At 63.7% G+C, this 13,460-nt stretch carries 16 protein-coding genes; 9 read left to right on the forward strand and 7 right to left on the reverse strand.

The features are described from left to right. Nucleotides 1-216 precede the first annotated feature (216 nt). From EL191_RS03020 to hemE, 5 genes are all read left to right on the forward strand, one after another. On the forward strand, nucleotides 217-1,584 hold the full coding sequence (locus EL191_RS03020) for a CmpA/NrtA family ABC transporter substrate-binding protein (protein ID WP_041976382.1): 1,368 nt from the start codon (nucleotides 217-219) through the stop codon (nucleotides 1,582-1,584). Next, complete coding sequence (gene ntrB / locus EL191_RS03025; protein ID WP_041976385.1) at nucleotides 1,584-2,420, forward strand: nitrate ABC transporter permease; 837 nt, start codon at nucleotides 1,584-1,586, stop codon at nucleotides 2,418-2,420. Before EL191_RS03020 ends, ntrB begins: the two co-directional genes overlap by 1 nt. Nucleotides 2,421-2,424: 4 nt before the next feature. Further along, complete coding sequence (locus EL191_RS03030; RefSeq protein ID WP_041976387.1) at nucleotides 2,425-3,333, forward strand: ABC transporter ATP-binding protein; 909 nt, start codon at nucleotides 2,425-2,427, stop codon at nucleotides 3,331-3,333. Further along, a complete protein-coding gene (cynS, locus tag EL191_RS03035) occupies nucleotides 3,326-3,766 on the forward strand; it encodes a cyanase (RefSeq protein WP_041976388.1) in 441 nt (146 codons plus the stop codon). Before EL191_RS03030 ends, cynS begins: the two co-directional genes overlap by 8 nt. Nucleotides 3,767-3,870: 104 nt before the next feature. Then, entirely contained in the window at nucleotides 3,871-4,938 is a 1,068-nt protein-coding gene (gene hemE / locus EL191_RS03040) for a uroporphyrinogen decarboxylase (protein ID WP_041976391.1), read from the forward strand. A gap of 36 nt (nucleotides 4,939-4,974) precedes the next feature. On the opposite strand, the gene EL191_RS03045 is transcribed toward hemE, so the two are convergent. Beyond that, nucleotides 4,975-5,457, reverse strand: a complete 483-nt coding sequence (locus EL191_RS03045; RefSeq protein WP_041976394.1) for a DUF2141 domain-containing protein — start codon at nucleotides 5,455-5,457, stop codon at nucleotides 4,975-4,977. Between the two features lie 32 nt (nucleotides 5,458-5,489). Between EL191_RS03045 and EL191_RS03050 the strand changes: the two genes are divergently transcribed. Genes EL191_RS03050 through EL191_RS03065 form a run of 4 tightly spaced genes read left to right on the forward strand, consistent with a single transcriptional unit; the run spans nucleotide 5,490 to nucleotide 8,979 of the window. Then, nucleotides 5,490-6,407, forward strand: a complete 918-nt coding sequence (locus tag EL191_RS03050; RefSeq protein WP_041976397.1) for a hypothetical protein — start codon at nucleotides 5,490-5,492, stop codon at nucleotides 6,405-6,407. 19 nt (nucleotides 6,408-6,426) lie between these two features. Continuing rightward, entirely contained in the window at nucleotides 6,427-7,584 is a 1,158-nt protein-coding gene (locus EL191_RS03055; RefSeq protein WP_041976399.1) for a beta-ketoacyl-ACP synthase III, read from the forward strand. Further along, nucleotides 7,574-7,981 carry a hypothetical protein gene (locus EL191_RS03060; protein WP_017363388.1) on the forward strand — a complete coding sequence of 136 codons (408 nt, stop codon included), beginning with the start codon at nucleotides 7,574-7,576 and terminating at the stop codon, nucleotides 7,979-7,981. The genes EL191_RS03055 and EL191_RS03060 overlap by 11 nt, the downstream gene beginning before the upstream one ends. After that, nucleotides 7,978-8,979 carry a BtrH N-terminal domain-containing protein gene (locus EL191_RS03065; protein WP_041976401.1) on the forward strand — a complete coding sequence of 334 codons (1,002 nt, stop codon included), beginning with the start codon at nucleotides 7,978-7,980 and terminating at the stop codon, nucleotides 8,977-8,979. Before EL191_RS03060 ends, EL191_RS03065 begins: the two co-directional genes overlap by 4 nt. A gap of 78 nt (nucleotides 8,980-9,057) precedes the next feature. Here the strand turns inward: EL191_RS03065 and EL191_RS03070 are convergent, their stop codons facing one another. Genes EL191_RS03070 through EL191_RS03095 form a run of 6 tightly spaced genes read right to left on the reverse strand, consistent with a single transcriptional unit; the run spans nucleotide 9,058 to nucleotide 13,431 of the window. Beyond that, nucleotides 9,058-9,612 carry a hypothetical protein gene (locus EL191_RS03070; RefSeq protein WP_041976404.1) on the reverse strand — a complete coding sequence of 185 codons (555 nt, stop codon included), beginning with the start codon at nucleotides 9,610-9,612 and terminating at the stop codon, nucleotides 9,058-9,060. Further along, nucleotides 9,609-10,718 (reverse strand): beta-ketoacyl synthase N-terminal-like domain-containing protein, encoded by a 1,110-nt coding sequence (locus tag EL191_RS03075; RefSeq protein ID WP_041976406.1) that lies wholly within the window; start codon nucleotides 10,716-10,718, stop codon nucleotides 9,609-9,611. Before EL191_RS03075 ends, EL191_RS03070 begins: the two co-directional genes overlap by 4 nt. Beyond that, nucleotides 10,715-10,981, reverse strand: a complete 267-nt coding sequence (locus EL191_RS03080) for an acyl carrier protein (RefSeq protein WP_013713748.1) — start codon at nucleotides 10,979-10,981, stop codon at nucleotides 10,715-10,717. The genes EL191_RS03075 and EL191_RS03080 overlap by 4 nt, the downstream gene beginning before the upstream one ends. Continuing rightward, nucleotides 10,963-12,144 (reverse strand): ABC transporter permease, encoded by a 1,182-nt coding sequence (locus tag EL191_RS03085; protein WP_232005529.1) that lies wholly within the window; start codon nucleotides 12,142-12,144, stop codon nucleotides 10,963-10,965. Before EL191_RS03085 ends, EL191_RS03080 begins: the two co-directional genes overlap by 19 nt. Before the next feature lie 5 nt (nucleotides 12,145-12,149). Continuing rightward, the gene (locus tag EL191_RS03090; RefSeq protein ID WP_041976414.1) at nucleotides 12,150-13,034 is read right to left on the reverse strand and encodes an ABC transporter ATP-binding protein; all 885 of its coding nucleotides are present in this window, start codon (nucleotides 13,032-13,034) and stop codon (nucleotides 12,150-12,152) included. After that, nucleotides 13,027-13,431 (reverse strand): hotdog family protein, encoded by a 405-nt coding sequence (locus EL191_RS03095; protein ID WP_041976417.1) that lies wholly within the window; start codon nucleotides 13,429-13,431, stop codon nucleotides 13,027-13,029. Before EL191_RS03095 ends, EL191_RS03090 begins: the two co-directional genes overlap by 8 nt. Nucleotides 13,432-13,460 lie beyond the last annotated feature (29 nt).

Genomic DNA, 13,460 nt, shown 5'->3' on the forward strand with positions numbered 1-13,460 from the left:
TTGACGAAATATCGTTTTTTAAGGTGACGAAATTTCGTGAATAACGAGATTTCGTATTTATTGGTTTTGTTAAAAATTTATATTTTTCAATCGCTTATGTAGAGTTTTGAGCTGGTACAGCTCCTGCAATAACTGACATGAACCGGCCAGCAATGGCTCAGCCCAGTCAGCGCCCGCCTCACCAATCTGGGGCAGGCCATCGCAGGAGTGATCACGATGAGCGTCAACAGTCTGGACGATCCATTCAGCCCCGACAGCGAGCTGTCTCATGCCGCCGGGTGCGCCTGCCAGCGTTGCACGCCGAGTGCCGCTGCGCTGCCGGATAGCAGCGAAGCCATGCTCGATCGCGCGGTGGAGAACGCCATCGTGCGCGGCGTGTTCGGCCATAACGATTTTTCCCGTCGCAGTTTCATGGGGATGATCGGTGGCGGCGTCGCGGCGGCGATTCTGGGCAGCATGATCCCGCTGGATGCGGTCAAGGCGGCGGTCAAGGACAGCCTTGGCCCGCTGGAAAAGACCAAGCTGAAGATTGGCTTCGTGCCCATCACCTGCGCCACGCCGATCATCATGGCCGGGCCGATGGGCTTCTACGCCAAGTACGGGCTGGAGGTGGAAACGGTGAAGACCGCCGGCTGGGCGGTGGCGCGCGACAAGTCGCTGGCCGGCGAATACGACGCCTCGCACATGCTCTCACCGATGCCGCTGGCTATCAGCCTGGGGCTGGGGTCGACGCAGACGCCTTTCGTCATGCCTGCGCTGGAAAACGTCAACGGCCAGGCCATCGTGCTCGGCATGCAGCACCAGGACAAACGCGATCCGAAACTGTGGAAGGGCATGCGCTTCGGTGTGCCGTTCGAATACTCGATGCACAACTTCCTGCTGCGCTATTACGTGGCCGAGCACGGCCTGGACCCGGATCGCGACATCCAGATTCGCGTGGTGCCGCCACCGGAGATGGTCGCCAACCTGCGTGCCGGCAATCTCGATGGCTTCCTCTCGCCGGACCCGTTCAACCAGCGTGCGGTGTGGGAGAAGGTTGGTTTCATCCACCTGCTGACCAAGGAGCTGTGGCCGGGCCATCCATGCTGCGCCTTCGCCTGCAGCCAGCGCTTCGCCAGCGAGAACCCCAACACCTACGGCGCACTGCTGCACGCGCTGATCGATGCCACGCAATACTCCTCCAAGGCCGAGAATCGCAAGGCGGTGGCCGAGGCGATCTCCACCCGCAACTACCTCAATCAGCCGGTGCCGGTCGTGCAGCAGGTGCTCAGCGGGCGTTATGCCGATGGCCTGGGCAACATTCATGACGAGCCACAGCGCATCGACTTCGATCCGTTCCCCTGGCTGTCGATGGCAGTGTGGATCCTCACCCAAATGAAACGTTGGGGCTATCTGCAGGGGGATGTCGACTACCGCAACATCGCCGAGCGGGTGTTCCTCGCGGCTGACGCCGGCAAGGTGATGAAAGAGCTCGGCCTACCGGTGCCAGCCGATGCCTACAAAACCTTCAGTGTGATGGGCAAACCCTTCGATCCGGCTGATCCGGACGGTTACCTGGCCAGCTTCGCCATGCGGAGGTCGTGATGAAAGCGTCCATTTCCCTGCGCGCGGCGATTCTTTCCGTTGTGCTGCTGGTGCTGCTGCTGGTGGTCTGGGAGGTGCTCTGCCGTGTGCCCGCCAGCGCCGCAGTCAGTGCTGATGACGAATACGCCCTGCTCATGGGCGAAGCCGAGCAGGAGGCCCGTGTGCCACCGCCTTCGGTGGTGCTGGCGCATGCCTACGCCGAGCTGAGCCAGCCGTTCTATGACAACGGGCCTAATGACAAGGGCATCGGCATCCAGCTTGCACACTCGTTGTACCGGGTGTTGACCGGCTATCTGCTGGCGGCGCTGGTGGCGATCCCCATCGGTTTCGTCATCGGCATGTCGCCGCTGATGTACCGCGCCCTCAACCCCTTCATCCAGATTTTGCGACCGATCTCGCCGCTGGCCTGGATGCCGTTGGCGCTGTTCGTGATCAAGGATTCGCAGACCTCGGCGATCTTCGTGATCTTCATCTGCTCGGTATGGCCGATGCTCCTCAACACCGCCTTCGGCGTCGCCGGCGTGCGCCGCGACTGGATCAATGTTGCCCGCACCCATGAGCTGAGCCCGCTGCGCACGGCGTTCAGCGTGATTCTGCCTGCGGCCATGCCGACCATCCTCACCGGCATGCGCATCTCGGTCGGTATCGCCTGGCTGGTGATCGTCGCCGCCGAGATGCTCGTCGGTGGCACCGGCATTGGCTACTACGTGTGGAACGAGTGGAACAACCTCAACCTGGCCAGCGTGATCTTCTCGATTCTGATGATCGGCGTGGTCGGCATGCTGCTCGACCTTCTGCTGGGCAGCGTCGCCCGTCTCGTCAGCTATCAGGAGTGATGTCATGTCCCGCTATTTTCTCGATGCACGCCGTCTGGCCAAGCGCTTCCCGCATCCTGGCAGCGAGCCGCTGACGGTCTTCGAAAACGTCAACTTCGGCCTCGATCAGGGCGAGTTCGTCTGCATCATCGGCCATTCCGGCTGCGGTAAATCGACCATCCTCAACGCCCTGGCCGGGCTCGACAGCTTCAGCGAAGGAACACTAGAAATGGCCGGTAAGGAAGTCGCCGGGCCCAGCCTCGAACGCGGCGTGGTGTTCCAGAATTACAGCCTGCTGCCTTGGCTCAGCGCGCTGGAGAACGTCGAGTTCGGCGTGCGTGCGCGTTTCCCGCAGTGGTCGAAGGAGCAGCGCCGCGCACACAGCCGCAAGTACCTGGAAATGGTCGGCCTGGGCGGCTCCGAGGCGCGCAAGCCGGCGCAGCTGTCGGGCGGCATGCGTCAGCGCGTGAGTATCGCCCGTGCCTTCGCCACCCAGCCGCAGTTGCTGCTGCTCGATGAACCCTTCGGTGCGCTGGATGCCCTGACCCGAGGGGTGATCCAGGACGAGTTGATCAAGATCTGGAGCGCTACCAGGCAGACGGTGTTCATGATCACCCATGACATCGACGAGGCGATCCTGCTTTCGGACCGCATCCTGCTGATGACCAACGGCCCGCAGGCACGTATCGCCGAGTCGGTGCGCATCGACCTGCCACGGCCACGGCAGCGCGACCAGGTCATTCATCACCCGGCGTACTACCGCATCCGTAACCACCTCGTGGACTTTCTGGTGAACCGCTCGCACGAGCTGCGCGGCCGCACCGTGGCCGACGAGCAAGGCTTCCCGCCCGAAATCAACCCCGCCCTGGACGAGCCGGCACCTGCCGCCAGGGTCGTACCTCTGACCCCCGTGAAGGAGTTTCACCATGGATAAGCAACAGATGCGCACCACCATCACCGCCGCCAAGGAGCGCCTTGGCCTGGACTGGGCTGCGCTTGGCCAGGGCATCGGCATGTCGCCGGTGTGGACGACATCGGCCTGCCTGGGCATGAACAGCATGCCCAAGGCGCAGGCCGACGCCCTGTGCGAGATGCTTGAATTGCCGGCGGAGGTCTCCACCGCTCTACAGGCCTTCCCGCACAAGCACTGGGACAAGGCCATCCCCACCGACCCGCTGATCTATCGCTTCTACGAGATGATCAACGTCTATGGCGAGACCATCAAGGAACTGATCCACGAGGAGTTCGGCGACGGCATCATGAGCGCCATCGACTTCAGCATGGACATTTCGCGCGTCGCCGACCCCAAGGGTGACCGCGTGCAGATCGTGCTCAACGGCAAGTTCCTGCCCTATCGCAGCTGGTAGATCGTCGCGGCATATCGTCGCGATGGACAAAAGGCACGGCACTCGCCGTGCCTTTTGTTTTGCGCTCTGCGAAAATGCCCGCACTTTTTTCGCCGGATGCCGCCATGACCGCCCTGAAGAACGACCGTTTCCTTCGTGCCCTGCTCAAGCAACCCGTGGATGTCACGCCGATCTGGATGATGCGCCAGGCCGGTCGCTATCTGCCGGAGTACCGCGCGACCCGGGCCAAGGCCGGCGACTTCGTGAGCCTGATGAAGAATCCCGAGCTGGCCTGTGAGGTCACCATCCAGCCGCTGGATCGCTACCCGCAGCTGGATGCGGCGATTCTCTTTTCCGACATCCTCACCATCCCTGACGCGATGGGTCAGGGCCTGTACTTCGAGACGGGTGAGGGCCCGCGCTTCAAGAAGGTGATCGGCAGCCTGGCCGACATCGAGGCGCTGCCGGTGACGGATGCCGAGAAGGATCTGGGCTACGTGATGGACGCGGTGCGTACCATCCGCCGCGAGCTGAACGGTCGTGTGCCGCTGATCGGTTTTTCCGGCAGTCCCTGGACGCTGGCCACCTACATGGTCGAAGGCGGCTCGTCGAAGGATTTTCGCAAAACCAAGGCCATGCTCTACGACAATCCCCAGGCCTTGCACGCGCTGCTCGACAAGCTGGCGCAGTCGGTCACTGCCTATCTCAACGGGCAGATCCTGGCCGGGGCGCAGGCGGTACAGATCTTCGATTCCTGGGGCGGTGCGCTGTCGGCTGCGGCCTATCAGGAGTTCTCCCTGGCCTACATGAAGAAGATCGTCGACGGCCTGATCCGCGAGCACGACGGTCGCCAGGTGCCGGTGATCCTGTTCACCAAGGGCGGCGGCCTGTGGCTCGAATCCCTGGCCGACAGTGGCGCCGAAGCGCTGGGTCTGGACTGGACATGCGACATCGGCAGCGCCCGCGCCCGTGTCGGTGCCAAGGTTGCCCTGCAGGGCAACATGGATCCGGCGGTGCTCTACGCCAAGCCGGCGGCGATTCGTGCCGAGGTGGCGCGCATCCTGGCGGCTTACGGTGCAGGCAGCGGCCATGTGTTCAACCTTGGCCATGGCATCACCCCGGAAGTCGACCCGGCCCACGCTGGCGCTTTCTTCGAGGCCGTGCACGAGCTGTCCGCGCAGTATCACCAGTAAGCCTTAGACGAGCGGCGAGGCCTGTACGCCTGGCCGCTAGCGATCCCCGGTGCGTGGTGCAACGGGAGCCAGGCGTTCCTTTTTCTTGCGCGGTGGAATCAGGCGCACGCTGATCACGCTGTCCGTCGTGCCGTGCTCGAACAGGCTGTCGCTGGGTTTGGGTTTGCCGCCGAAGAGTGATGGATTGCCGGAGAACCCCACGGGTTCCTGCGGGATGCCGCGCGGGCTGAGATCCAGCTGGCCGTTACTGTTGCTGTCCTGGAACACCTGTATGGCATAGCGGCCGGGTGGCAGATCGCTCAGTCGCAGTGGTGTTTGCGTACCCTGCAGTTCGCGCAGGCTGGGCTGCCAGTTTGGCTGGTCGGCTGGCACCAAGGCCAGATACAGGTTTGCCTGATCCTGTACGCCTTCCACCTCGATCAGCAGATCGCCGGCCTGGATCGCTTGGCAGGCGAGTAGCGGAACAAATAGGCAAAGTTGGCACAGGCGGGTTACGGTTTGAAGAAGTCTCTGTGGCATAATTTGCACATTTTGCAGGGAATGCGCCGCGAATGCGTCATGTTTTAGTCGTCCACTTCTCACAGACTGGCCAATTAGACCGCTTGGCGCAATCGGTCTGTGCGCCGTTGCGCGAGTGCGACGGCATCGAAGTGGATTTCCTGGCGCTGCAACCTGCCCAGCCTTTTCCCTTTCCCTGGCCCTTTCTCGGTTTCTTTCGCATCTTCCCGGAAACCGTGCTGATGAAGCCGCAGCCCTTGCTGCCGCTGGTTGTGGACGCTGACAAGCGCTACGACCTGGTGATCCTGGCCTATCAGGTGTGGTTCCTCTCGCCCTCGCTGCCCTGCACCAGTTTTCTCGCCTCGCCCGAGGCCGCACGCTTGCTGAAAAACACGCCGGTGGTCACGCTGATCGGTTGCCGCAACATGTGGCTGATGGCCCAGGAGAAGGTCAAGGCGCGCCTGCAGGCGCTGGGCGCGAAGCTGGTGGACAACGTCGTGCTGACCGATGCCTGCGGTACGGCGGCGAGCTTCCTGGCCACGCCGCTGTGGATGTTCACTGGCCGGCAGAAGCCCTATAGCTGGGTACCGCGCGCGGGCATCGACGAGCGGGAATTGGCGGCAGCCAGCCGTTTCGGCGACGCTATGGCGCGGCGGCTGCTCGCTGACCAACAGCCTATCGAGACACCGATGCTCGCTGGCTTGGGCGCGGTGAAAGTGGATGAAAAACTGATCGCCAGCGAAAAGGTCGGCAATCGTAGTTTCACCCTGTGGAGCCGACTGCTCTCGGCGCTCGGCCCGCAGCAGAGTCGGCGGCGCGGCGCCGGGCTGGTGCTGTATATCCTGTTTCTGATTTGCCTGATTCTGACCGTGGTGCCGATCACGGCGGTGTTGAAAAAATTGCTGGCGCCGCTGTTCAAGGGGCGTATCCAGAGAGAGAAGGCCTACTTTGCCGGCCCATCCGGCGAGTGAAGTGACCCGAGGTAAGACCGTGGTAACCCCTGTATTCATCAACCGCATCAGTGCCTGCCTGCCGCACGAGCCTGTGGATAACGAGCAGATGGAAGCGCGCCTGGGCATGGTCGGCGGCAAGCCGTCGCGTGCGCGCAAGCTGGTGTTGCGCCGTAATGGCATCCAGCAGCGCCACTACGTGATCGACCCGCACACGGGCGAGCCGAGCATGAGCAATGCGCAGCTCAGCGCCGAAGCTATTCGTGGCCTGCAGGGCGAGGGGTTCGAGCTGAACCAGCTCGACTGCCTGGTGGCCAGCACCTCGTCGCCGGATCAGGTGATGCCGGGCCATGCGGTGATGGTGCATGGCGAGCTGGGCAATCCGTCCTGCGAGGTGGCGACCACCGCCGGCATCTGCCTGTGCGGGATGACCGCGCTGAAATACGCCTGGATGAGCGTGGCCAGTGGCGAGAGCCGCACGGCCGTGGCCTGTGGTTCGGAGGTCGCCTCGACCCTGATGCAGGCGCGCAACTTCAACGCCGAATACGAAAGCCGCGTCGACGAGCTGGAAAAGCATCCTGAGATCGCTTTCGAGAAGGATTTCCTGCGCTGGATGCTGTCCGATGGCGCGGGTGCGGTGTTGTTACAGGATCGCCCGAATCAGAACGGCCTGAGCCTGCGCATAGACTGGCTGGACATCTACTCCTTCGCCGATCAGATGCCGCCCTGCATGTATGCCGGTGCCGACATGCAGGACGATACCCTACGTGGCTGGAGCCGCTACGACGCCGACGAGCGCGCGAAGCAGTCGGTGATGGCGATCAAGCAGAACGTCAAACTGCTCAACGAGAACATCGTCAAATACACCGTGGAAGAGGCGCTGCGCCGAATCATGGCGCGCCGCGAGTTGCGCGTGGCGAACATCGATTGGTTCCTGCCGCACTACTCCTCGGAGTTCTTCCGCGAGCCGCTGGCCGTGGGCCTGGCCAATGTCGACCTGCCGATTCCGATGGAGCGCTGGTTCACCAACCTGACCAGCAAGGGCAACACCGGCGCGGCGTCGATCTTCATCATCCTCGAAGAGCTGTTCAACGGTGGGCGCCTGCGCATCGGCCAGAAGCTGCTCTGCTACGTGCCCGAGAGCGGGCGCTTTTCCAGTGCGTTCATGCACCTGACGGTGGTTGGCGATGAAGCTTGACGAAGTTCCGCAGGATCCCGGCTCCGCCTATGGCGGGCACAGCAAGCTGCTTTATGCGGTCGATGAAAGCGGCCACTACCAGGGCGCGCAGAGCGTCGGCTGGGATCCTGAATCCTATGCCACGCAACTGGCCGTCGCCGAGCTGGAGGCGCAGGAGGCCGAGGCCCTGGCGCTCTGGCAGCGTGGCGAGCTGTCGCCGCTCAAGTGCCTGATGTACCGCTACCGCATGGACGAGCCGGCGCTGTCGCAGATCACCGGTCTGTGGCAGTGGCGGGTGCGCCGGCACTTTCGTCCGGAAATCTATCGCCGCCTGAGCGTCTCCGTGCTGGCGCGCTACGCCGAAGCCTTCGGCCTCACCGTCGACGAGCTGCGTCGCTACCAGAGAGAGTTGCCATGACTGCGTTCCAGCACCGCCAGAGCGCCCACTGCGAAAGTGGCGTCATGGCCAGCCTGCTCACCCATGCCGGTTTGCCGATGAGCGAGCCGATGGCCTTCGGCCTGGCGTCTGGTCTGGCCTTCGCCTACCTGCCCATCGTCAAGATCGGTGGCATGCCACTGATTGCCTATCGCATGCCGCCGCGCCACCTGATCAAGACGCTGAGCAAACGCCTGGGCGTACGCCTGACCAGCCGCACCTTCGCCAAACCCGAGCAGGGGCGTGTCGCACTCGACCGGGTACTCGATAGTGGCCGGTTGGCTGGTCTGCAGAGTTCGGTGTTCTGGCTGCCGTATTTCCCGCCGGAGATGCGCTTTCACTTCAATGCGCACAACCTGCTGGCCTACGGCCGCGACGGCGACGAGTACCTGCTCAGCGACCCGGTGTTCGAGGAGCCGGTGCGTTGTGCCAGTGCCGATCTGCAGAAGGCGCGTTTCGCCAAGGGCGCGCTGGCGGCCAAGGGCCTGATGTACTACCTCGACGACGTGTCGCCGGAGCAGGACTGGGAGCGCCTGATCCGCCAGAGCGTGCTGTCCACCTCGCGCATCCTAGACGGCATGCCGCTGCCGTGGATCGGCATTCGTGGCATCCAGCACCTGGCCAAATGCGTCGAGGCGCTCGACCCGGCGCAGGCCAAGTACAACCGCCTGTACCTCACCCATATCGTGCGCATGCAGGAAGAGATCGGCACTGGCGGTGCGGGCTTCCGCTTCATGTACGCCAGCTTCCTGCAGGAGGCCGGTGAGAAGATCGGCGACGCCAGCCTGCAGGAGGCATCGTCGCGTCTGACTGCGGTGGGCGACGACTGGCGCCAGTTCGCCTCGGCCTGTGTGCGCGCCAGCCGCAGCAAGGGCGAGGCGCCGGACTTCCGGCCGATCGCCGAGATGCTCCGGGGCATCGCCGGGCAGGAGCGGGTGCTGATGAGAGAGCTGGGCGCCTGGGCCAAGCGCAAAGGCTGAGGTTGGTTGAGGTGGGCTGAAGCCCACCCTACGGAGGTGCATCTCGGTTGTAGGGTGGGCTTCAGCCCACCAATGTCATCAACAAGCCTGTAGGTGCAGGACTTCGATGTTCGCTGTCAGCTCGGTAAAGTCCTGTGCCTTCGTGGGGGCCTCGACCAACACCGCCTGCGCCTGAAAATCTCCGTTCTCGTCGATCACCACCAGCAACGCCTGGCTGATCGCGCCATCGGCCAGATCCAGGGCTGCCAGCATCTGTAGCTGTTGCCATGCATTGGTGCCGGCACCGATAAACAGGTTAGGCCCCTCCAGCCCTAGTTGCGCGGCGACGTGGAAACCTGCGGCGTTGCTCACGCTGTTGACGAATTCGAAGGGCTTGGGTTGGCGCTGATGCACGCAAACGGCGTCGAGCAGTGCACCCATGGTGGCGCGGGCCGGGTGGCGCGAGGCCAGATAGAGGCCGCAATCGCTGCGTACCTGCGCCTTGAGAGGGGCGCTGCACAGCAGTGCTTGCAGGATCATGCGGTCGATACGTCGTGGCGGCGCGTCCAGCCATTGGCCCAGGGCGGCCTTGAGCTCCTTGTCGGAGCAGCTCGCATCCCCGCGAACGCTGCAGGCAGCGATGACTGGCTTCATGTCTGGCTCTCCGCGCAGCGTTGCAGTAGCAGGCTGGCGTTGTTGCCACCGAAACCGAAGAAGTTGGCCAGCAGCAGGCTGTCAGCTGCCACGGGGGGCGGCTCGGCGCTGAGCGGCAGCACGGCATCGGCGGCATAGTCCACGCCTGGCAGGCGGGTGAGGTTTTCCACCAGCAGCAGGGTTTCGCTGAGGCCGCAGGCGCCCAGGGTATGGCCGAGCCAGGGCTTGAGCACGCACAGTGGCGGCAACGCGTCGCCGAACAGCAGGCGCACGCCATTGCTCTCGGCGCGGTCGTTGGCACCGGTGGCGGTGCCGTGCAGTTTCACCAGGCCGATCTGCCCGGCGTCGACGCCAGCGCTGCGCAGGGCCTCGCGCATGACCCAGTCGATATGGCTGCCGTCTTCGCGGGTGGTGGTCAGGTTGCTGGTGTCGCAGGCGCTGAAGCCGCCGAGCAGCTTCGCCAGGGGCGCCGTGCCAGGTTCGCGCGAGAGCAGGGTGGCAGCATACGCCTCTCCAAGAATCAGGCCGTCGCGCTCCGGATGGAAGGGCCGGTAGGCGCCGCTGGGGCTGGTCAGGTCGAGGGCGCCGAAGCCTTGCTGGGCGATGACGCTGGGTGTTTCGAAGGCCAGTACCAGCACGCGTTCGTAGAGGCCGGCGGCGAGCATCCGTGCGCCATACAGCAGGCCGTTGGCCGCGCTGGTGCAGGCGGTATTGAGGGTGAACGCGTCAGCGAAACCCCAGCGTTGGCGCAGGTCTTCGGCCAGCAGGTCGAGTGAGGTCGAATGTTCTGGGCGAAAGCCGCCTTCTGCAGCGATCAGTTGCTCGAGATCGTCGATATCCAGGCTGGTACTGGCGATGATCAACAGGCAGTCATCCAGCGCACCCGGCTGTTCGCCCAGGGTTTCGCCGAGCAGACGGTCGCAGCGCTGCTGGCGGCTTTCACCGCTGCAGCTTACAGCGAGGTAGGGGCGCGGCTGCTGCAGTTCGTGCAGCAGGAACGCGCCGGGCACAGGCAGGCTGCCGTCTTGCAAGGCTGCGCTGGCGGCACGCAGGTCGGCGCCAAGGGCGCTGTGCAGGGCGCCACGCTGGAGGTAGATGGGGATCACTTTCTCTGCCTGATGAAGGCCGCGATGCTGGCAATGCTGTTGAGAATGCGTCGGCCATCCTTTGCGCCTTCGATGCGCACGCCATAGCGCTGCTGAAGGGCCAACGAGACCTGCAGGGCATCGAGGCTGTCCATGGCGATTCGACTCTGCTGGCCGAACAACGGCTCGTCATTGGCGATGCTCTGCCAGTCTATGTCGTCTTCCTTGTCGCATTCACGGATCAGCAGCTGCTTGAGTTCTTGTTCTAGTAATGTGTCGTCCATTGCGTTTGCTGCACTCGTTTGCGGAACAGGTAAAGCCCGCCACCGCCCAGCACCAGGGCGAACAGCAGAAGACGGGCACAGTCAGGGGCGATATCGGCCAGGCTGCCCTGGCCCACCAGCAGGGTCAGGAAGGCGTCCAGCGCCCAGCTCATCGGTGAAATTTCCGCCAGTTGGCTCATGGCCTCGGGCATCACGCTCTTGGGCACCATGATGCCGCCGATCGCGGCGAGGATGATATTGATGCCGCCCCCCAGCAGCAACGCCTGCTCGCCACTGCGCGCCAGTGAAGCCAGGAACAGTCCCAGGCTACAGGCGGCCAGGCTCAGGCTGAGTGCCAGCAGCAAGTAAGCTGCAGGGGCGCCCGGCAGGCTCAGGCCACTGAGTCCGAGCAAGGGCAGTACATGTATGCCGATAGTCAGCAGCAAGGCGAATTGCACCAGATTGATGGCCACGTAGGGCAGCAACTTGCTCAGCACCAGGATGCTAGGGCTCAGTCCCAGCGCGCGGAATCGCAGCAGGGCACCGCTTTGTTGTTCCCGCTGGAAACCACCGGCCATCGGCAGGGCGACGAAGAACATGCCGAAGATCAGCCAGGCCGGCACGCTCAGCTGGCTGGCGTTGGCTTTGCCGCTCAGCTCGCCGCTGGCCAGCACCTGCAGTTCGCTGATCTGGCTTTGGGTGCGCTGGCGGATCAGTTGCAGGCGCTGCTCTGCATCCATGTCTTGCGGCAGGGCGTCGCCGTCTTCCAGGTAGGCGAGCAGGCGGGTCTGGGCCAGAGCAATGTTGACGGCGGCGCGCAGGCGCTGCCGGGTCTGCTTGTCGATGCGCGCGGGATAGCTCAGTGCAGGGCCGATATGCGGTGTGTCCAGCAGCGTCTCGTTGAAGTCTTCGGCAAGGATGATGTGCGGCAGGGCCTCATCGCTGTTGGCGAGCACCCGGCTGCCGGGCAACTGCTCCTGCAAGGCTTGCCGGAAAAACAGACTGGCCTCGCTTTGCTGTGGGGCTTCGAGCACCAGGTCCAGAGGCGGTGCTTCGTCGCGCAGGTAATTGGACAAGGCTGCCGCCATCAGCACGAGAAACAGGATCGGCATGATGAACAGCACGGCCAGTGCATGCGGGTCGCGCAGCAGCAGCAGGCATTCCTTGCGGATCAGCGCCAGCATCGGGCTCACAGGCGGCCTCCGTTGAGGCTCAGGTAGAGTTGCTCCAGCGAGGGGCGGCCGAAGCGTAACAGGCTCGGCGGAGTCGGCTGCGCGGCGATGAACTGAGTGATTGCCAGTAATTGCTGACTGTCCAGATTGTCGATGCGTAGGCCAGTGGGTAGCGCATCGGCGTTCAGTTGCAGTTGGCCAAGCAGTGCCTCAAAACCTTCGGGAACCTGTTCTGGCCATTCCAGCAGCAGCCCGTGTCCGCCATCGAGCAGTTGCTGTTTATCAACGTCGAGGCGCACCCGGCCTTCGTGCAGCAGCAGGATGCGTCCGGCAACCCGCTCAACCTCGTCCAAGTAGTGGCTGGTGTAGATCACGCCATGGCCCTCGTCGGTCAGTCGCGCGACGGCATCCAGCAGCAACTGCCGGCTGCCGGCGTCGACACCGACGGTGGCTTCATCGAATAGATATAGGCGCGCAGGTTGCAGCAGCCCGATGGCGAAATTCAGTCGCCGTTGCTCGCCGCCGGAAAGGCGCGCGGCGCGGCGTTGCAGCTTGTCTTCGAGGGCGCTGCTGGCGATGCACAACTCCAGACGCTGGCGGCGCTGGGCACCGTGCAGGCGGTAGAGATCGGCGAACAGCGCGAGGTTCTCGGCCACCGTCAGCTCGGCGTAGAACGCCAGTTGTTGCGGCACCAGGCCAAGGCTGCGCGGCCCGTCCCAGCGAATTTCACCCTGCTGCACGGCCAGGGTATCGCTGAGCAGGGCGAGCAGCGTGGTCTTGCCAGCACCGTTACTGCCGAGCAGGCCCAGGCATTGGCCTTCCTGCAGTTGCAGGTCGATGCCATGCAGGGCGAAGGTGTCTGCGCACGGGTAGCGGAAACTGACGCCGCGTAGCTCAAGCACGGACGAGTACCAGCAGCAGTTTGCCATCCAGCAGTGCCTGGCTGCCGGCCTGGATGGCGAAAGCGTAGAGCGCGCCGGCCGGGCTCAGCGCTTCCTGCCGCGCACTGATCAACAGCGGTTCTTCGCGCGCTGTGACCGGGTGCAGGTGGAGCTGAGAAAGTTTGCCGACCAGGGCCATTTCAATGGCATCCGCTTCGCCGTATAGGGCACCATGTGCGGCGCAAAGCTGGGCCGCAGCTTCGAACAGCAGGCAAGGCGAGGCATTTTCGCCAAGCTTGTCGAGGTGATGCCAGGCGCTGAGACCGCGGATAGTGAGGTTGTCGTGATCGACCAATGCATCCAGCCAGAGAGCATCGCCCTGGTGCGGCAGCAGTGTGTGCAGTTGGGTGCGATCCATGGCGGGCGGTCAGGAAATTTGGGCGACGC

It is taken from the genome of Pseudomonas mendocina, from assembly GCF_900636545.1.
Taxonomy (GTDB): domain Bacteria; phylum Pseudomonadota; class Gammaproteobacteria; order Pseudomonadales; family Pseudomonadaceae; genus Aquipseudomonas; species Aquipseudomonas mendocina.